Source organism: Sphingobacterium sp. LZ11T8 (assembly GCF_024261425.1).
Classification (GTDB): domain Bacteria; phylum Bacteroidota; class Bacteroidia; order Sphingobacteriales; family Sphingobacteriaceae; genus Sphingobacterium.
The window spans coordinates 686,621-707,559 of the sequence record NZ_JANBZY010000001.1 but is presented as its reverse complement, the minus strand read 5'-3'; the positions used below and the strand labels follow the sequence as shown (position 1 = coordinate 707,559).

The window sequence follows — 20,939 nt, the reverse complement described above, 5'->3', positions numbered from 1 at the left end:
TTTTTAAGCTCTTAACTGCTTGAAATGCTTCAATACTGGCGTTCGTTTCTCCATTTATTTTATCCAGAGTTGTGCATGGGTTGTAACGCGGCCTTGATTGCACAAGAAGAGATTATCTGTACTTCCTGTTTATTTCATCTTCCTTATACGGCATTCCATATGGATTCAAATAATGAAGCCATGCAATTACTGAAGGGGAAGTTTCCGTTCGAATTTGCTGCCTGCATGTTGCATTTGCGATCAGGCTCCATTGTGGAAAAATTGATCTATAACCTGAAGTATAATAATCACCCTCAAGTGGGGGAATATTTGGGGACGAAGTATGGAACAAGCTTACGGGAATCTCCATACTTTGCTAAGATAGATATGATCGTTCCGGTTCCGCTCCATCCTAAAAGATTGCTGAAACGGGGATATAACCAAAGCGAATGCATTGCAGCGGGTTTGTCGCTGGGCATGGATGTTGCGGTCAATACTCGATTGCTACATCGTGGGAGATATCAAAAAAGTCAGACCAAGATGTACCGATCAGACCGTATCGGCAATGTTGCAGATTCCTTTTATTGTAAAAATGGAGAGCAATGGGCTGATAGCCATATCCTTTTGGTAGACGATGTGTTGACCACCGGCGCGACGATGGCGGCTGCTGCGGAAGCATTGATCAACCACATTCCCCATTGTAAGATTTATATTGTCAGCATCGGTCGGGCCTAAACTTGCTTATTGCAGGGCCAGACCATGGACGCTTCAGGATCAGGAATATTGAAACTTTCTGTTGTATAATAACAGATAGCTAAAAAGAGCCATTCCAATTCCTACATAATCAGCGAAAATATCCCACCAATCAGCTCGTCTTGAATCTGTAAAATACATCTGGGCTCCTTCGGTAAAGAAAGCGAAGAAAGAGGCCACACAGAAAACGATGATAAAGGTTTTAACTTTTGTTGCTCTTCTTTTGGTATCAACCACTCTTCCAAAAAGGATTAAAGTAGTCAATAAGTAGAAGCTACCGGTATGGACCAGCTTGTCAAATCCTTGAAAAAAACCTTCCGTTGGAAAGTCATTCGCGGGCAACAATAAGAGGAGCATCATGATAATGGCCCAAATAATTGCCCATGCATAGTTTATTATCCAATTCATTGTTGATAAAAATCGTATTTAAATGTCAGATTAAAAAGCTTTTGCATCAATTTTTTTGTCTTCCAACAAGCTGTTGGATATTTTGATAAAAAATTATTGGGCTGTAAATCAATTGATTATGATGTTATCATGAAAAAATATAGTACTATGTATTGCAAAGTACCATCCAAAGGATATATCTTTGTATTGTTATGATAGCTGAAAATACACAAACCCAAATGAGGAAAGGAATACTGGAATACTGTATTCTTTCAATTATTTCTCGGGGAGAAATATATGCCTCAGACATTATCAGCGAATTAAAAAAAGCTGAATTGTTGGTGGTTGAAGGAACACTATATCCATTACTTACCAGATTGAAAAATAACGGTCTATTAAGTTACATCTGGAAAGAGTCTACTTCAGGTCCACCAAGAAAATATTACCAGATTACTTCCGAGGGGATGGAAGTATTGAAACGATTGGATGTTACTTGGAAAGAATTGGTCTTTGCGGTGGAGACATCCTTAGAAAACAGAGAAATTTAACTATACCATTAACTAAATACAGCCATGAACAAAACTATAATCATCAATATAAACAGTATCGTCTTTCATATCGAGGAAGATGCATATGAAATTCTTCGATCCTATATGATCGAAATCAAAAGGCACTTCGGGAATTCTGAAGATAGCCGAGAGATTCTTGAAGACATTGAGAACCGTATTGCGGAAATGTTTTCTGAACGTATCCAAACAGGTCGCAAGGAAGTGATCAACCGTGAGGATGTCGATCAGGTGATTGCGCAAATGGGAAGGGTAAGTGACTTTGAGTCTGAAATCGGCGATGAGCCACGCGTAGAAAACGAATCTAGAGCTGCTTTTGCAGATCAGGCTGATCCTGCGGGCAACTTCCAATCTGAGCAACGAGCTGAACAAGAACCAGGACATGAGCAAGCAGCTGATCCTAGTTTCACAGAATACTTGACTTCGAAGAAGTTAATGCGTGACATGGACGACAAGGTTCTGAGCGGGGTATGTAGTGGATTATCACATTATTTCAATATCGAAGCGAAGTGGGTAAGGATCATCTTTATTTTGTTCTTCTTGTTCGGTGGATCAGGAGTGCTCTTGTACTTCGTACTGTGGGCCGTAATGCCGAAGGCAGTGACGCGTGCCGATAAATTGGCGATGCGTGGTGAACAGGCCAACCTGCACAATTTCAAGAAGTCTTTCGATGAAGAAATGAAAGGAGTTCGCGAAAATTTTTCGGGGGCCGGCGAGCATATTAGTCGAGGAGCTCGTTCGGTTGGAGACTCTTTAGGATCTTTTTTCTCGGTCATTGGAAAAATCTTAGCCGTGTTGGTGTTGATCTGGGCAGGCTTGAGCATCATTGGTCTCTTTGTGTTCTTTGTATTCAACGTGTTGAATATTATGGGCTACCAAAACCCAATGTTTTTCCCTCCACTTGAGGTGTTAGACCCTGCTTCAGCCTTGTTTGCCATCCTAGCGGGAACCCTTGCCATCATCATCCCATTATTGGCGCTGTTCTTCTTGTTATTGCGTGTTGTCTTCAAGACAAAACCAATGAACAACTATGCAAGTATGTCCCTATTGGCGGCTTGGATTGTATCTATCGTCATGATTTTATACTTCGTGGTGGTGACCAATCAAGATTTTGTGGAAGAGAGCACCATTTCCGTAGAGAAAACATTGGACAAAAAAGACACCTATGTGATATCAGAGAATGATGTTCGCGTCATCAAAGCTTCCGATGAGGACTTTAGCAAGAATAAAATCAACCCTGACAAAGGAGGGATGTTGATCGGTAATTACCTGCGTAATGATATTTCTGTCCACATTGAGTCGATTGACTCCTTGAAGACACCATATATACAATATAACTATATCGCAAAAGGATCTTCCTATGCAGCAGCATCGGCTAGAGCTTCCAAGATTTCTTATAGGGTCAACCAAAATGCAGAGAACTTAATGTTCGATAGTCATTTTGCACTGGAAGACAAACAATTGATCCGTGATCAGCATGTGAGAATGAACCTTTACTTGCCAGTTGGAACTAAAGTTCTATTGAACAAGAATATGGAGTGGAAAGTACGCGATATATGGGCAAATGAATGTCACGGAAAAGAAGAATCTAAATTTTCTGAGTGGATCATGACGAAAAATGGCTTGAAATGCATCTTAAAATTAGAAGAGGAGAAAGCCAAGGAAGCAGAAGAGTTGAAGAAGGAAGCGGAGGAAGAATTAGAAAAGACAAAAAAAGAAGATAAGAAAGCAACCTCTGAGGAAGAAGAATCGTCTTCAGAGGAGAATAACGCATAAGGGGCAATAGAATACTAACATAAAAAAACTAATCAAAATTACATTAATACCTAAGAAAATGGGAAGAATAATTACCATACTGATCCTCTTTCTGGCGGCAGTGGCTAGCAAAGCTATAGCCAGCCCTGAGGCGCAGGATACAGATATCAAGGGGCGGGTCCTGAACCAGGACAAACAACCATTAGCCTCAGCATCAGTATATTTAATGTCATCGACGGCGAATGTATTGATCAAAAGTGCGGTTACAGATGAGAATGGGGTTTATACCATCATCAAAGCTCCGAAAGGATCCTATTATATCGAAGTTAGTTCAGTAGGCTACAGCAAGGGCAAATCTGCAGTCTTTGAATTAGGCGATAAAACCTATGAAGTTGAAGATATCGTGATGGGGACAAGCAGTCAAGCGATTGAGGCAGTTACTGTTCAAGGACAATTACCAATGGTCCAGAATGTAAATGGCAAATTAGTGTTGAACGTAGAGAATTCAACATTGGCGGCCGGTAACAATGCCTTGGAAGTTGTAAAACGTGCGCCTGGGGTAAGTGTGGATAAGGATGATAATCTGCAATTGATGGGGCAGCAAGGGGTGAATGTCACTATTGATGGCAGACAGACCTTTATGACCGGAGAGCAATTGACGAACTTCTTAAAGTCAACCGATGCCGGTCAGATCAAGAGTGTAGAGGTGACTACGACAAGGTCTGCTAAAGACGATGCAGAAGGTGCCGTAGGTACCATCAATATCGTGCTGAAAAAGAACAGGACCGAAGGTTTCAATGGATCATTTGTGGCGAGTGCGGCACATGGTAAGCACTTCAGAGGGAATAGCTCGTTGAACCTGAACTATAAAAAGAACAATACCACTTTATTTGGTTCCTATGCGTATACCAATAATAAAGAGGAGAATGAAATCCAGATCATGCGTGAGATCAGCGGTGGTAACAAAACCACATTTTTCGATCAAAATGCATCGATGATCGAGGACAACAACAACCATAACTATAGGTTAGGTATTGAGCAGAAGACCTCTGACCGCAATACCATGATGCTTCAGTTATCTGGAAACAGATATGCAGAAGATTCTGAAAACAGGAGTAGAACTGATATCGGCTTTACACCGACAAGTATTGACTCGGTTTTGAGATCGCCATCATTCAATAAGATGAGTTTGGATAGGATGTCCTTAAACTTCAACAACGAATTCAAGATGGATACCCTCGGTCAGAAATTGACTTTAGATCTTGACTGGAGCACCTTTGAAAACCGTTCGAACATGAACTATACCTATAGGACTGAGAAATTGGATGGTGAACTTTATAAACCAGAGGAGCGTGAGCGAAGCAATATGCCAACGGATATCGATATCTATGTGGGTAAATTGGATTACGTAAAACCATTCAAAAAAGGAAGTCTAGAGGCCGGTGTGAAATACAGTAATGTGAAATCCGACAACAATATGGTTTTCGATCAATTGAATGGGGATACTTGGGAAAATGTAGCTAATAAGTCTAACCACTTTATCTATACAGAGCAAATCTCTGCTGGATACTTAGATTATAGCCGACCTTTTGGAAAATGGACTGCGAAGGTTGGTCTGCGTGCAGAATACACCATTTCTGATGGTAATTCAGTGACCAATAATGATCGGGTAAAGCGTGATTATCTAGACTTTTTCCCATCTGCAAATATTGGATATAACCTAAGTGAGAATCATATTTTTTCTTTAGGCTATGCCAAGAAGATCACACGTCCAAATTATCGTTTCTTGAATCCGTTCAGGTATTATATTGATAAATTGACCTATCAACAGGGTAACCCTTATATCAATCCGCAATATACGCATGGATTTACATTGAACTATACCTTGATGAAGATGTTCAACTTTACTTTGGGTACCGATATAACCAATGATGCAATGGTTGAAAGTATGGGGCAGGATTCCGTTACGAATACAACCTGGGTAACCAGAGAGAACCTTGGTAAATCCTTGACTTCTTATTTAAACTTGAACCTGCCATTCAGAATTGGCAAGATCTGGACCATGAACAACAATATTACCGGTATCTATATGCACTTTAAGGGTCCGATTGCAGGACATGAGGTGGATAATGGATCGTTCTTCGTACAGGCAAACAGTTTCAATAGCTTCAAGTTGAATCCACAGTGGTCATTAGAAGCATCCATCAACGGAAATACACCTTTTGTATACAACTTGTTTAAGATACATGGAAGGGTTTCAGGAGATATCGGGGCTAACTATAACTTCAAAGACCAGAAAAGCTCATTGAAATTGGCTGTAACCGACGTGTTCCGAAGCAATAGAAATAACTTGTCTACTGACTTCCACGAGTTTCAATCGAGGATCCGTCAGTACCATGACAATCAAACAGTACGCCTTACTTTCACTTACAAATTCGGAAACCTAAAACAACAGATCCGAAAAAGCGACTCGAGAAACGAGGAAAAAGACAGAGTAGGCAACTAATAAAGAACTTTGTTTCAATGTTTAGTTAATGAGGTCCTAGACTCCCAGTCTGGGGCCTTGGTTTTTTTAGAAGGTAGAGGTGAGAATTGAGATATGAGACATGAGATATTAAGGTCGATATCTCAAGTCTCATATCTCACATCTCATGTCTATTACCTACCTTTAGACATGAAACTAAATCAAATCGTTGTTTTTTGTGCTTCGAGTCCTGGCTTTGATGGGACTTTTGTGAAAGCTGCAGAGGAAGTTGGGAAAGTTTTTGTGGACCGTGGGATAACCTTAGTTTATGGTGGAGGTAGAGTTGGCTTGATGGGAGCGGTTGCGGATGCGGTCATGGAAAACGGAGGTCAGGTTATAGGGGTAATTCCTCAGTTTTTGAACAGTAAGGAGATTGGTCATAGTGATATTACGCAGTTGATCGAAGTGGATACCATGCATGAGAGAAAGGCGAAGATGAATGCCTTATGTGATGCGGTCATTGCGCTTCCCGGTGGTTTTGGAACAATGGAGGAGCTGTTTGAAATGACGACCTGGGGTCAATTGGGCCTGCATAAAAAACCTATCGGGATCCTGAATGTAGATGGTTTTTATGATCATTTGATTGCATTTATCCAACATATGGTTGATACGGGGCTGTTGAAGGAGGAAAACCAAAGGATGATCATGTATTCGGACAAGATTGAAGACTTGTTGGAACAAATGGAGGCCTATGAAGCTCCACCTGTTCCAAAATGGTTGAATCTGGAAAAATCTTGATCTAACCTTGTTTCTTGAAAGGGAAATAGGCTTTGGCATTGTAATAACAGATGTCCTGTACGATCTTGCCAATCCATTTTATATCATGCGGTAATTCACCATTGACGATATCCTCTGCGAAAATATTGCAGAGTAACCTTCTAAAATATTCATGTCTTGGGAATGACAGGAAACTACGGGAGTCGGTCAACATCCCTACAAATCGGCTGATCAACCCAATGTTTGAAAGACTGTTGATCTGTTTTGTCATCCCGTCTTTTTGGTCATGGTACCACCATGCTGAACCATATTGTATCTTGCCAGCTGTAGTTCCATCATTGAAATTGCCACACATTGCGGCAAACAGGTCATTGTCGGATGCATTCAGATTGTATAGGATTGTTTTGCCCAATTTTTCTTTCGCTGCCAAGCGGTCTAAGAATTTTACCAAGCCCAAACCTTGGGAATAGTCGCCGATACTATCAAATCCGGTATCAGGTCCCAGTTTTTTCAAGGAGCCGGAATTTGTGTTACGGAAAGCCCCTACATGAAATTGCTGAACCCAATTCTTTTCATTGTCCCATTCTGCAAAATGAAGCAATAATGCGGATTTAAATTTATTGATTTCCTCTAGCGTCAAATCATTCCCCTGTCTAACCTTAGTGAAGATGTTGGAGATTTCACTCTCTGTGAAATCTTCTGCATATAGGTGACTCAAGCCATGGTCAGAAACACAACAGCCGTTCTGGGCAAAGAAGTCATGTCGGGATTTTAGGGCATCGAGGTAATCTTGCAGATTGTTGATATCGCTATTGGCTACCTCTCCTAGTCGGTTTACATATTGGTTGAAAGCTTCTTTGTTCTCCGGACTCATAGCCTTATCAGGTCGAAAAGCGGGGAACATATCAAATTTACCTGGGTTCTTGGCATAAGCCTGATGGAACTCCAGCGAGTCGATAGGGTCATCTGTGGTACAGATGGTTTCCACTTTCATCTGTTCCAATAACCCATGGACCGACATATTGGGTTGTGCCAAATCTTGGTTGGCTTTTTCGAAAACAGCATCAGCATTGTCGGCAGATAGGAGGTCATGAATGCCAAAATAGCGTTGCAATTCGAGATGGGTCCAATGGTATAATGGGTTTCTTAAGGTATAAGGGACTGTTTCGGCCCATTTATGAAACTTTTCTTGGTCACTTGCGGCACCTGTAATAAATTTTTCGTCGATCCCATTTGCGCGCATGGCTCTCCATTTGTAATGGTCGCCATGTAACCAAATTTCAGTGATATTTGAAAATTGTTTATTGGCAGCCACCTCGTTAGGTGGTAAGTGATTATGATAATCTATAATAGGTAGTTCTTTTGCATAGTCATGGTAAAGCTCTTCTGCCACTCGGCTTTGCAAAAGAAAATTTTCATCCAAGAATGGTTTCATACGCTATGATTGTTAGATTTTAAGTTTAGAATTGACAGAGCTTGAAAATAAGTAATTCTGCGCAAAAAGCTAACAAAAAGCTATTAAAAATGTTATATTTATAATAAAAGGATAAACACAAGCATTGAATATGAAAACTACCTTATTAATTACATTGATAGTCTTTTGCTCACAACTGGGCTTTAGTCAGACGAAATTGACTCAACTTTGGGAGTCTAAGGAACAGCTTCCTACCCCAGAATCGGTATTATATTCGCCAGAGAAATCGGCTTTGTACGTGTCATTGATAGACGGAGATGGCGTTGCAAAGGATGGAAAGGGCGGAGTGGCCATTTTGAATTTGGACGGAAGTCTAAAGGATGCGACTTGGGTGCAAGGACTGAATGCTCCTAAAGGTTTGGCCATGCATAAAGACTTGCTTTATGTTGCTGATATTGATGAAGTCGTGGTGATCGACATGATTACCGGTAATGTCATCAACCAAATTAAGATCCCTGATGCACAATTCTTGAATGATGTCACTGTGGACAACAATGGAAAGGTCTATGTCTCTGATACCAGGAAAGGAGAGATTCACCTGATCCATAATAATAAACCATCTCTTTTCATGAAAGATGTAAAGGATGTCAATGGCCTACGTGTTATTGATGGTGTGTTGTATGCGATGGCAGGTCCTGAATTATGGAAAATTGACGCCAATAAAAATCATACTGTTGTGGCTAAAGGATTGCAATTGGGTGGTGATGGATTAGAGCCTGTTGGTGATGGCAGTTATTTGGTGACTTGTTGGGGAGGATTAATCTATCATATCGCAGCAAACGGAACGGTAACTGAACTGTTAGATGTAAGGGATAAGATGAAAACTGCGGATTTAGGATACAACCAAAAAGAGAAAATCTTGTATGTTCCAACCTTCTTGAACAATAGCGTTGTGGCGTATAAGTTAGACTAAAACAATAATTAAGACATAAAAAAAGGATTCAAGCCATAACTTGAATCCTTTTTTATTATTTCAGGATCTCCCTGAGTTTATTGTTGAGTTCGTCGCCATGCAGGTTTCGTGCTACAACTTTTCCTTCAGGATCCACCAAGATATTTTGCGGAATGGCTTTCACGCCATAAGCTAGACTTGCTGAGTTGTTCCAGCCCTGAAGATCGGAAACATGCTTCCAAGTCAGGTTGTCATCTTTTACTGCTTTTGCCCAAGGTTCAAATTCCTTGTCAAATGATACTCCTAAGATTTCGAAGTTTTTATCCTTGAATTCAGCATAAGTCTTGACCAACTTAGGGTTTTCTTCACGGCAGGGAGGACACCAGGAAGCCCAAAAATCAATGAGTACATATTTACCTTTCAGATCCGATAGGGAATAAGGTTCACCTGCTAAATCAAATTGGGTGATGCTTGGCGATTTTTTGCCAGGCAGGGTATTCTTTAGGGCGTCCAAATAGCGATCAAATATTTTACCTTCGGTGGATTTCTTGACTTTTTTATCCAACGTCTTGAATAGATCGGCCAATTCCTGGTATTCTGGGAAATAGCCACCCACTCTTTGGATTAGACGGATTGAGCTTACCTCCTTGGGATTTGCCTTTACTTGTGCAATGAGTTCTTCCTTGGTTTGTGCGAACAAAAGGCTCGGTATAAATGCTATTAAAAATATTAATTTCTTCATTTTGTGAATTATGATTTCCAAAATTATCAATAATCTACCAAACAAGTAGATTATTTTTTTAAAATTCTCATAGATAGAGTCAATTATTTAAAATTATATTAATAAATAAATATCCGTCTGTTTTAATAATTATTGATTAAAATAATTGCTGTAGCTGTGATTTTCGTTGAAAACGTTTACAAAATCAAAAAGATTTGCATTTTATGCACGTACAGCCTTATAAATTGTTAAATTTGAGGCTCACTAAGGTATTTTTCAATTTAAATGGCAAGATTAAATTTATTAGAGGAAACCCGCTTTGAGAAAGTTCCAGTAACGGTATACCCCTCTCAAGACGAAGCTTCTGTTAAAGTTGCTGAGCGCATCGCTGCTATCATTAAAGATAAGCATGCAAAAGGGGAAAAGGCAGTTTTAGGTCTAGCGACCGGAGCAACGCCAGTAAAAGTCTACAAAGAACTTGTGAGAATGCACAAGGAAGAGGGATTAAGCTTCCAAAACGTTGTTACTTTCAACTTGGATGAGTATTACCCGATGCTTCCGACTGCAGAACAAAGTTATGTAGCATTCATGAACAAGCATTTGTTCAATCATGTTGATATTCCCAAAGAGAACATCAATATTCCAGATGGAACACTTGCAGAAGACAAGGTTCAGGCTTTCTGTGAAGGCTATGAACAGAAAATCTCCAGCTTGGGAGGTTTAGATATCCAATTATTGGGTATTGGTCGTACAGGACACATTGGTTTCAATGAACCAGGGTCTGCGCCAAACTCAGGTACTCGCTTGGTCACCTTAGATGACCTTACAAGAAGAGATGCTTCACGCGACTTCGGTGGTAAGGAAAATGTACCAACAAAAGCGATTACCATGGGTGTAGGTACGATTTTCAAAGCCAAGGAAATTGTATTGATGGCATGGAACGAGAAGAAAGCTGAAATCGTGAAGAAAGCGGTTGAAGGGGAAATTTCTTCTGATATTCCTGCGACTTATCTTCAGATGTCTGATCATGTTGAGTTTGTGTTGGATGAAGATGCTGCTTCAGCCTTGACCCGCTTTAACCTTCCTTGGTTGGCGCATGATGTGGTATGGACAGACAAATTAGTTAAAAAAGCAGTTGTTTGGCTTTCATTGCATTTGGATAAAGCTATCCTGAAACTTACCGATGATGACTATAACAATAATGGTATGGCTCAATTAATTACTGAGCAAGGTACTGCTTATAGCATCAACATCCGTATTTTCAATGAATTACAACGTACCATTACAGGTTGGCCAGGTGGTAAACCAGGTGTGGATGATTCTAACCGCCCTGAAAGAGCTGAACCAGCACAAAAGAATGTAATCTTATTTTCTCCACACCCTGATGATGATGTGATCTCAATGGGAGGTACTTTCATTCGTTTGGCTGATCAAGGTCATAATGTACATGTGGCTTATCAAACTTCTGGTAATACCGCTGTTTGGGACGATGATGTGTTACGTTATTTGGAATTCGTTCAAGACTATGCGGTAGTCGTGGAAGATGATAATGGCGTTACGCGTAAGATCTATGATGAGGCTCGTGAATTCTTTAAAGTTAAAAAGCCTAATCAAGTAGACCCTGAAATTATCAGAACGATCAAAGGACTTATCCGTAAGGGTGAAGCTATTGCTGGAGCTCGTTTCGTAGGGCTTCCTGATGAGAATATCCACTTTATGGACCTTCCGTTCTATGATCGCGGTAAATTCTCTAAGGAGATCGATTTTGAAGATGATATTCAGCAGACCATGGAATTGCTTCGCCAAGTGAAACCTCAACAGGTTTTTGCTGCCGGTGACTTTGCAGATCCACATGGTACCCATAAAGTTTGTTTCGATATTATCCTGGAAGCTTTATTGCGATTGAGAGAAACCGACGAATGGACTAAAGATTGTTGGTTATGGTTATATAGAGGTGCATGGCACGAATATCCGATCCATGATATCGAAATGGCGGTTCCACTTTCTCCACAAGAGGTGAAACGCAAAAGGTTGGCAATCTTCAAACACCAATCTCAAAAAGATCTTCCTGTATTCCCAGGAGATGATCCAAGAGAGTTTTGGGTTCGTGCTGAAGATCGTACTAGCGAAACAGCTGGATTGTACCACCAATTAGGATTAGCGAACTATGAAGCTATCGAAGCTTTTGTTCGTTGGAAATTCTAATCTAGGTATAAATAGATATTAGATAAGCTGTCCTCGAAAGGGACAGCTTATTTTTTTGGTAAAAATTTCGGATTGTGAATGTTTTTATCGGATTGTTTATTTTTTTAATGTTACCCCGACATTACTTTTGCAGCACTATTTAGAATCAGTACAAATAAATACCATGAAAACATCATATCTACTTGCTCTGCTTGGAGCGACTACGATCTACACTGCCGCCAATGCTCAAACGACTGTAAAAGGGAAAGTTAGTAGCAATAACAATGAATCGATCTCCGGACTGAACATCAAAGTCAAGGATAAAGTTACCATGTCTGATGAGAATGGTTACTTTGAACTATATGTTCCTTATAAAGGTACCTTCAATCTGGAAGTAACTGGCGTTGGGTATGTAAAGGAGTCGGTATTCGTTAATCCAAAGGAAACAAACACAAATCTGGGGACCATCGTAATAAAGCCAGCTAATCACAACATCCAAGAAGTGGAAGTGACAGGATATAATTCTTTAAATGATAAAGTCCTTAATGTTGGAAAGGCTGGAATCCTAGACCGTGATCTTCCGCAAGCGGTTCAGATTGTCAATGCGCAAGTGATCGAAGATCAGCAAATCAATAGGTTGAGCGATGCCTTAAAGAATGCCAATGGGGTAGCTATGGGAGCAAATCGTGGTGGTGTTAATGAGAATTTCTTTGCGCGAGGTTATAGCCTAGGGTCCAATAATATCTTTAAGAACGGTGCACGTACGAACAATGGTGGATCCATTGAAGCCAGTACTTTAGAGTCTGTTGAGATCTTAAAAGGGAGTGCTGCTATTCTGTATGGAGGTGTTACTGGAGGGGCAGTAGTAAACTTGGTGACCAAAAAGCCCAAATTTGAATATGGTGGAGAGGTATCCATGCGTATGGGGAGTTATAACCAATACAAGCCTATCGTGGATGTGTATGGCCCGATTTCAGATAAACTAGCTTTTCGGGTTGTCGGAACAGGAGAATATGCAGAAAATTATAGGGATTATGTTGAAAGCAAGAGATATTATATCAATCCTTCCCTATTATATAAGATGTCGGAGAAATCCAGTTTGAACTTTATGTTTGATTACTTGAAATCAGATTATACGCCTGATTTTGGAATAGGTTCAGTGGATGGAAAGATCAATAAGGAGGTCGGTAGAAATACCTTTATCAATACGCCTTGGGCATTCAATAAAACCAATTCTTCGAATGGACAGATAAATTTTGAGCATGTCTTTTCAGATAACTGGAATTTACAGGCCATAGCCAGTTACCAACAATATGGTCGCGATTATTATGGATCTGAACGTATCCAAGCCAAAGCTACAGGAATGGCCGCCCGTGCTTTAAACAGGACTGAGCAAGATGAACTAAGTTTCAACCAGCAATTGAACGTGAAAGGGAATGTGCAAACGGGAAATATAAAACATCAGATCTTAATTGGAGCTGATGCAGATCAATCCAATACCAAAAACTATGCTTTCAATATCTATGGGGCGGGATTGGACAATAAGCCAAGTACAGCATACGATAGCATCAATGTTTTTAATCCCTATACCGCTATGATGCGTTCAGATATGCCAGGTGTTGATTTGAAAACAAGAACTACAACAGATATCAACCGTTATGGAGTCTTTGCACAAGACTTGATTTCCTTGACTAAGGAGTTTAAAATCCTTGCTGGGATCCGATATACTTATCAAAAAACCAAGAATGCAGAGGTGTATGACTATGCAACTGGAGAAACGACAATAACGCCTAACAAAGGTAAAGATGGCGAAGATATGGGAAGTAAGGTAGATAAAGCATGGTCTCCAAAGTTGGCCTTGATCTATCAACCTATTTCGACCATGAGCATCTATGCTAGTTATGCGAATAACTTCACTTCAAACTCAGGTTATGATTTAAATTTCCAACCTATGGGACCATCATTGATCGATCAGTATGAAGCTGGTGTTAAGAATGATTTCTTCAATGGCAGACTATCGGCAAACCTGACCTGGTACAGAATTCAGAACAATAAGTTTGCACAGACCATCATTGAAGCTGACGGAACGGTAAAAGATCCTAACATGAAAGAATTTACCGGAAAGACTGCCTCTGATGGTGTTGAGTTAGATTTGACCGGTAAAATTGCCGAAGGCCTGAACGTTATGGCCGGATATAGTTACAACTTTATGCGTTATTTGGAAACCAATGAAAACGGAAATGTAGAAGGGGTTCGCTTGGTAGGAACAACAGCGCATTCTGCGAATGGAACTGTATTCTATACCCTTCAAAATGGAAGTTTAAAAGGGTTGAAACTAGGATTCTCGACATTCTATACAGGTAAGAGAAATGCAGGTTGGAACAACAGCAAAGTAAATGAGAAAGAAGGTGTAAACAGACTGATCGCAGTGGATCCATTTACGACATTTGATTTCTCAGCTGGATATACCTATAAAAACTGGAGCATCTTAGGAAAGGTTAGCAATATCGGAAATGCCTTTAACTATTACGTGCATGAGAACTATAGTGTAAACCCGATTCCACCAAGAAGTTTTACCGGTACATTGAGTTATAAATTTTAACCAATATCTATAAAGAGTAAAGCTGTTTACAATGAAGTAAACAGCTTTTTTTTTAATAAAATAGATGGAGTAATTCTTAGAAAATAGGTAAGTTGCTCAACAACTCAGGGATGGCCTGTACGCCTTCATGAGCCACTAAGAAAGTGTATCGAAGTGAGTTGGGGATAATTCCAAAATACTTTTTAAAGGCGGTGGTGAAATGGGTGGAATGCTTATAGCCTGTCATCCTTGCCACATCAGAAATACGGTATTTGCCCATCAGGATCAGCTTTTTCGCATGCTCCATTTTCATTTCAGTAATATAGTTCATGATGGTCTTTCCATAGAACTGCTTGAAATGTTTCTTTAGGTATTGCTCATTGGTGCCCACTGATTTTGCCAATTCTGAAATGGTATGGTTTTTTGAAAGATCTTCATCAATTAGCTTTTTAGCCATTTGGATCTTTTCATAATGATTCTTATTGGCAATGATTTCCTTGTTTTCATTTTCCACAAAGAGGCTCTCCACCTGATGGATAATGACTTCCAGCAAAAGGGACTGGATCTTTAATTGATTGATATAGGAATCAGCTTCGTACAGCTCGAAAATTTGTTGCAAAGCAAGAGCAATCCTGCCGTCCGCTTTAGTTAGCAATCCATGTTGAAACCGTTCTTGGTCTGCAATGTACTTGTCATGGAAGACTAAGAGCTTATCACTGGGGATTAACATCAGAAGGATGCGGTTGTCTAGACAGATGCTCTTCAAATCAAATAGGTCACCTTTATTCATGTGGATCAACATGTTGTCGCCCGCTTGTAAAAGGTAATTGTCCTGCTGGATCTGAATGGAACAATTTGCAGAATCTTCTAGTAGCAATAGATTTAAATAACCATCAATAGGAGAAGTGAAACTGAATTTTTGCCTGCCTTTGAGTACCGTAAAATACATTAAAGTGCCTAATTCCAACATATTGGTAGAAATACCATTGGTTGTTTCAGGTAAAATTTCCGATTGCGTAGTATTTTTTTCTGATTGCGTCATTTTGCTATTTAGAATAATTCTACATTTGCAGCAGTATTTATTTAGACTTGTTCTAAAGAAAGTCGAAGTTACTGTATTAATCTGGAATAATGAAACAATTTTACCTCACCATATTATTTTTATTTACCTGTATTATTGTATTTGCCCAAAATTCAACAATAACCGGTAAAGTTCATTTGGTAGATGGGACGCCTGTTTCAAAAGCTACAGTGCGAATTGAGGGCACTCCAATTGCAAGCATTTCCGATGATGAAGGTTTGTATACATTGGAGCAAGTTCCTTATGGAAAACAGACCATCTTAGTGACCTCCATTGAGATTAAATCGAAGAGACTTCCTATTGATGTCAATAAGGCCAACTATGATTTACATATCCATATTGACCCAAGAGGAGAAATCAGTCTTGATGAGGTGCGGGTACAAGGGAATTCCGTAAAAAGAGAAATTGAGACCAAGGGGTTTGCTGTCAATGTGATCGAAACGAAAGAAGCTTCCACAAGAAATATTCAAACTAATGAACTCTTGGACCGTACTGTAGGAGTAAGGGTCCGTCAAAGTGGAGGTCTAGGTTCGGAGGTACAATATAACTTAAATGGGATGACTGGTCGATCGGTCGGGATATTCATTGATGGGATAGAAATTTCGACCTATGGTTCCTCATTTAACTTAAATAATATACCTCCTTCGATGATTGATCGCATCGAGGTATATAAAGGGGTTCTTCCTGCTCATTTAACAGGGGACTTGCTTGGAGGAGCAATCAATATTGTTCTTAAAAAAGGTACTTCGAGCAATAACTTATCTGCCTCTGTTTCTTATGGCTCATTCAATACTACCCAATCAGATATTTCTGGCCTTTATAGAAACGCGAAAACAGGTTTTACCACTAGGGTTTCAGGAAGTTTCTTGAATTCAGACAACGATTATGAAATCTGGGGTAAATTCTCCAAATATATAGAACCCAATGGCGTTGTACGTCGTAACTATAGGACCAAACGATTCTTTGATGGCTATAGAGCATTATCTGGAAGATTTGAGTTTGGATTTACTGATGTAAAATGGGCGGATGCTTTCTTTTTAGGATATAATATCTCTGATTCTCATAAAGAGATTCAGCATGGCCAGACCATGGGGACTCCTTATATGGGCAGAACCTCTGATGCCACGGCTAATGTGTTGAGTTTGACTTATAATAAGAAGAACTTATTTGTGCCAGGCCTATCCTTGAATACCAATGCTGTCCATAGTTTTAGGAGCACCAATATCCTCGATACTATTCCTTGGGCCTACAATTGGGACGGACAGATCCGCCTTGATTTAAATGGTGATCCTATTCGTCGACTGGATGGAGCACAGCAGGGGAAACCTGCGATGACGGATATTGATCGTCAGGTAACCAATATCAGGACGAACTTGAGTTATGATATTCTTTCTGGACATAGATTCTCCGTGAACCATGTTTTTTATACCGTAGATAGAAAAGACAAAAACTTGTTGATAAAAGATGGTAATACCGGCATCAACAGTTCGAATGATCTTGCAAAGAATGTCGTGTCGTTCAATTATGAAGCTCAAACGTTCCATAATAAGTTGACAACAAATCTGTTCTACAAGATTTATCAACAATCTATTGCTAGCCATTCTTATACAGGGGTAATTGAAAACGGGCAGACGAAGATCGTTGAGAATGTCAGCAAGGACAACCGTGTAAATTATGGTTATGGTCTTGCGGCATCTTATAAATTGTTCAATCGATTGGTACTTCTGGCCTCAGGAGAACGTGCGGTAAGAATGCCGGTTGATATGGAAACTTTTGGAAGTCCGGAAGATAATGTTCTGGCCAATCCGGGGATCTCACCCGAAATCAGCGACAACTATAATGCGGGGTTTAGGTTAGGGACTTATGATTTCGGTGATCATAGATTTTCGGTTGGAACCAATGTTTTTTGGAGGAACACGAAAGACAGGATCATGCCGAGAGCTAATGAAATGATCAACAGCCAAGAAATTGAACTTACCCAATATGTCAATTTGGGGCTTTCTCAGTCCGTGGGCTTTGAAGGTGAACTGACCTATGCCCATAAGGACAAGCTTACGTTATTGTTCAATTTTTCCAAATTCAATTCCTTGTTTAAGCAAGAGTTTGATCCTACTTCAGGTCAACCGATGACCTATTACAACAAACAGATTCCTAATGAGCCTTTCTATACCATGAATGGAAATGTTCATTATAGATTAGATAATATCATTCAAAAATCCTCTCAGTTAAACCTGTTCTACAATATTGGTTATGTGGCGCCTTTCAGCACAGTATGGCCAGATTCTGATTGGTTTATTACACCGGCACAGTACGCACAGAATTTGGGTATGAGCTATGTTTTTCCTAACAAGAAACTCATTCTGGCACTGGATGTCAAGAACGTATTCAATGCTGAACTTTATGATAATTTCGGCGTTCAGAAGCCTGGTAGGGGATTTTATTTGAAACTGAACTACTCAATTAACAATATATAATTACTCTTAATAATTAATAACATGAAAACGAATCTATTAAAGTATGCAATACTTGCCACTGGTTTGATATTTAGCAGTTGTTCAAAAGACGGAGAAGGTCCGAAAGAAGTAACTGAAGACGATATACGTTGGATCACTGTTTCAGGTGCGTTGATGGATGAGGAGCCAGGTGATGGTAATGCCGGAACTATGGTATTCAGTATGAAGCCTGAGGAAGCAAAAAGTCCAGCATTTTCAGTCGATGTATTTGCGAATGGTCAGCACGTGAAATCTTCAAGAACAGCGCGTCTGCAAGCATCAGCTGATGGAAAGTATTTATATAATATCCAATATACAGGTGATGATGGCGGTAATTTCAACAAATTCAGGGTTCGTGGTGGAAAGAACTTTACCCCGGAAGGCCCTGAAGTAGAGACAGCTACATATGTAAGTACAGCTCCACGTTGGTTGAAAGCAGCAGAAGGGGTTGGTATTGCAGTTAGAGCAGCAGCAAATGATGCAGTTTATACAGGTCAAGCGCCAAACTTTGTATACCAAGAAAGAACAGCAAAAACGGATGTTATTTCATTGGATTTAAATGATCCCAAGATTACAAAAACCACCAAATTCGACTTGAAATTAACTGCTGAAGAAGTTGCAGCTGGTTATTATGTAAGCCGTATCGATGTTCCTGTAATCAATAAAGCTGGGAATAAAGTATTTATTGGAGCAGCAGTTTCAAAACACAATACTTCAAAATTCACCCTTGGAACTGATGGAAAACCTACTTGGGAAAATGATAGAAATGGTTTGAAAAGCTGGGCTAAAACTTTGGTGTTAGACTACCCTTCTTTAACAAATCCTAAAATCCTTACTTCTAACAAAACAAGAGGTAATACCAATGGATACCGTAGTACTCTTCAGTATGTAGGTACAGATGGTCATGTTTACCAAGCTACCTCAGGCGAAGCAGTAGGCGGTGGTGGTTCTAAGATCTTACGAATCGATGGTACAAGCAATGAATATGATGCTTCATACGCATTTAGTTTAGATCAGGCTTTAGGGGTTAAAGATTCATACATCGAAACATGGAAATATGTAGGTGATGGAATAGGATACGTTGTGTACAATGTAGCTGGTAAGGGTGGATATATTGCGTGGGTAGATCTAAAAAATAATACCGCTAGAAAATATAACATTCCAAACCAAGACGAATTGAATTTCCGTCAGATCCAAAATATTGCATTGGAAGGGGATGATGTATTTATAGCTATCGCACCAGTGGGTAAAGATGGAAACATCTATGTGTTCAACAGAAAATCTGGAGAGATGTCAGTAGGGGCAAAACTTGTGAATAAAACGGGTAACCAGTATATCGGAATTTATTAAGATATCAACAAAATATTATATCAGGTGTGCAGAATCTTGCTCACCTGATTTTTTCATTACAGTAGTATAAAGAGAAAAATGAGTAAAAGAGTACAAAAAAAATCAACATGGATGAAAGTAAGGAAACTTTTCAACGACATCCATTTGTGGGGAGGGTTGATATCGGGGATCGTGGTTTTTATCGTTTGTATCACCGGTACAATCTACACCTATAACACTGAAATCAGGGCATTGGCAATGCCTGAATTCAATAAAGTAAAAGTTGAAGGACAGAAGAAAAATGCAGATCAATTGTTGGCCGCTATTACGCCGGAAGTAAAAGGTAAAATAGTAGGTGTAAAAGTACCATATGCCGATAATGCTCCTACATTCTTCATGTACAATAAAAAAGAAAAGGACGGGGAAGGGAAGGAAAAAGAAGGAAAACCTGAAAATTCCAAAGGTCAAGAAGGACAAAAACCTGGGGACAGGACGGATGTAAAGGAAGGTGCAACAGCTGAAAAACCTCTAAGACCCGGAGAAGCAAAAGTTTGGGAAAGCAAAGGTCCGCAGAGAGCTGCCCCTGCTGGTCCTGGAGGGCCTGCTGGAGGTCGTGGTCCGAGAGCAAACCAGTTGGCCGTAAATCCTTATACAGGTCAGGTAATCGGTGATCCTTCGGATGTGAAAACCAAGACCGCAGAGTTTATGCAAAAGATGTTCGGTTTGCACCGTTGGTTATTGTTGAATGAAATTGAAGAGCCGATCATTGAAGGTGTTGAAAACAGAAAGCTTGGTTCTTGGATTACGGGAACAGCTACCTTATTGTTTTTGTTAGGCGTGATTACAGGTATCGTCATTTGGTTTCCTAATAAAATGAGAGCATGGAAAAACGGATTAAACATCCGTTGGTCGGCGAATTGGAAAAGGCTCAATCATGACCTTCACAATACACTGGGTTTCTACAGCTGTATCATTCTGTTCTTGATGGCCGTTACGGGCCCCTTTTGGTCATTTGATTGGTATCGTGCGGGCTGGCAAAAAACATGGGGAACCTATAAATCTCCAGATGCTCCAAAAGAAGAGAAAGCTCCTGTCCTATCTACATTACCTGCGGATGGAAAAAAACCGAAGAGCATTGAAGAGACCATTTTGGCCGTTAATAAAGTCCTGCCTTATGATGGCGATGTCACTATCAACTTTGCAAAAGATAGCGTAGGGACAGTTTCAATCAGTAAAAACAGAACAGGTTTCTTTGCTCCTTCAGCTGGAGATAAATTAACCTTGGACCAGTATAGTGGTGAAGTGCTGGAGAGAGATGTCTTCCGCGAGAAACCATTTAACCAGAGAGCTTCTGCTTCCATAAAGGCATTGCATATCGGGGATATCTATGGACCATTTACAAAAATGCTTTATTTTATTTCCTGTCTGATCGCAACCTCATTGCCGATAACAGGCGTGATGATCTGGATCAATAAAATGAAGAAAACAAAAAAGTAATAGTAAC

15 protein-coding genes are annotated in these 20,939 nt (G+C 39.9%); 11 read left to right on the top strand and 4 right to left on the bottom strand.

What is annotated here, in order from left to right; translation table 11 throughout:
* The first annotated feature begins 75 nt into the window (after window positions 1-75).
* On the top strand, window positions 76-714 hold the full coding sequence (locus NLF99_RS03025) for a ComF family protein (RefSeq protein WP_254526666.1): 639 nt from the start codon (window positions 76-78) through the stop codon (window positions 712-714).
* Between the two features lie 39 nt (window positions 715-753).
* Here the strand turns inward: NLF99_RS03025 and NLF99_RS03020 are convergent, their stop codons facing one another.
* Window positions 754-1,140: a VanZ family protein gene (locus NLF99_RS03020; RefSeq protein WP_254526665.1), complete on the bottom strand. Its 387-nt coding sequence runs from the start codon at window positions 1,138-1,140 to the stop codon at window positions 754-756.
* 191 nt (window positions 1,141-1,331) lie between these two features.
* On the opposite strand from NLF99_RS03020, the gene NLF99_RS03015 reads away from it, so the two are divergent.
* From NLF99_RS03015 to NLF99_RS03000, 4 genes are all read left to right on the top strand, one after another.
* Window positions 1,332-1,667: a PadR family transcriptional regulator gene (locus tag NLF99_RS03015; RefSeq protein WP_185212880.1), complete on the top strand. Its 336-nt coding sequence runs from the start codon at window positions 1,332-1,334 to the stop codon at window positions 1,665-1,667.
* Between the two features lie 24 nt (window positions 1,668-1,691).
* Window positions 1,692-3,461, top strand: coding sequence for a PspC domain-containing protein (locus NLF99_RS03010; RefSeq protein WP_254526664.1), 1,770 nt, complete (start codon window positions 1,692-1,694; stop codon window positions 3,459-3,461).
* A 58-nt stretch (window positions 3,462-3,519) separates the two neighbouring features.
* Window positions 3,520-5,946, top strand: a complete 2,427-nt coding sequence (locus NLF99_RS03005) for a TonB-dependent receptor (RefSeq protein WP_185212882.1) — start codon at window positions 3,520-3,522, stop codon at window positions 5,944-5,946.
* Between the two features lie 168 nt (window positions 5,947-6,114).
* Entirely contained in the window at window positions 6,115-6,702 is a 588-nt protein-coding gene (locus tag NLF99_RS03000; protein WP_185215768.1) for a TIGR00730 family Rossman fold protein, read from the top strand.
* Between the two features lies 1 nt (window position 6,703).
* On the opposite strand, the gene uxaC is transcribed toward NLF99_RS03000, so the two are convergent.
* Window positions 6,704-8,116 (bottom strand): glucuronate isomerase, encoded by a 1,413-nt coding sequence (uxaC, locus tag NLF99_RS02995; RefSeq protein ID WP_254526663.1) that lies wholly within the window; start codon window positions 8,114-8,116, stop codon window positions 6,704-6,706.
* Window positions 8,117-8,246: 130 nt separating this feature from the next.
* On the opposite strand from uxaC, the gene NLF99_RS02990 reads away from it, so the two are divergent.
* Window positions 8,247-9,068 carry an SMP-30/gluconolactonase/LRE family protein gene (locus tag NLF99_RS02990; protein ID WP_185212885.1) on the top strand — a complete coding sequence of 274 codons (822 nt, stop codon included), beginning with the start codon at window positions 8,247-8,249 and terminating at the stop codon, window positions 9,066-9,068.
* A 55-nt stretch (window positions 9,069-9,123) separates the two neighbouring features.
* Here the strand turns inward: NLF99_RS02990 and NLF99_RS02985 are convergent, their stop codons facing one another.
* The gene (locus NLF99_RS02985) at window positions 9,124-9,789 is read right to left on the bottom strand and encodes a TlpA disulfide reductase family protein (RefSeq protein WP_185212886.1); all 666 of its coding nucleotides are present in this window, start codon (window positions 9,787-9,789) and stop codon (window positions 9,124-9,126) included.
* Window positions 9,790-10,053: 264 nt separating this feature from the next.
* Here NLF99_RS02985 and nagB point away from each other — a divergent pair, with 264 nt between their 5' ends.
* Entirely contained in the window at window positions 10,054-11,973 is a 1,920-nt protein-coding gene (gene nagB, locus NLF99_RS02980) for a glucosamine-6-phosphate deaminase (protein ID WP_185212887.1), read from the top strand.
* 163 nt (window positions 11,974-12,136) lie between these two features.
* On the top strand, window positions 12,137-14,554 hold the full coding sequence (locus NLF99_RS02975) for a TonB-dependent receptor (RefSeq protein ID WP_254526662.1): 2,418 nt from the start codon (window positions 12,137-12,139) through the stop codon (window positions 14,552-14,554).
* Window positions 14,555-14,630: 76 nt separating this feature from the next.
* On the opposite strand, the gene NLF99_RS02970 is transcribed toward NLF99_RS02975, so the two are convergent.
* Window positions 14,631-15,575, bottom strand: coding sequence for an AraC family transcriptional regulator (locus NLF99_RS02970; protein WP_185215772.1), 945 nt, complete (start codon window positions 15,573-15,575; stop codon window positions 14,631-14,633).
* A gap of 89 nt (window positions 15,576-15,664) precedes the next feature.
* On the opposite strand from NLF99_RS02970, the gene NLF99_RS02965 reads away from it, so the two are divergent.
* The 3 genes from NLF99_RS02965 to NLF99_RS02955 all read left to right on the top strand — a co-directional run bounded on the left by NLF99_RS02965 (window position 15,665) and on the right by NLF99_RS02955 (window position 20,932).
* On the top strand, window positions 15,665-18,088 hold the full coding sequence (locus NLF99_RS02965) for a TonB-dependent receptor plug domain-containing protein (RefSeq protein ID WP_185215773.1): 2,424 nt from the start codon (window positions 15,665-15,667) through the stop codon (window positions 18,086-18,088).
* A gap of 21 nt (window positions 18,089-18,109) precedes the next feature.
* Complete coding sequence (locus NLF99_RS02960; RefSeq protein WP_254526661.1) at window positions 18,110-19,456, top strand: hypothetical protein; 1,347 nt, start codon at window positions 18,110-18,112, stop codon at window positions 19,454-19,456.
* Between the two features lie 78 nt (window positions 19,457-19,534).
* Window positions 19,535-20,932: a PepSY domain-containing protein gene (locus tag NLF99_RS02955; protein ID WP_254526660.1), complete on the top strand. Its 1,398-nt coding sequence runs from the start codon at window positions 19,535-19,537 to the stop codon at window positions 20,930-20,932.
* Window positions 20,933-20,939: the final 7 nt, after the last annotated feature.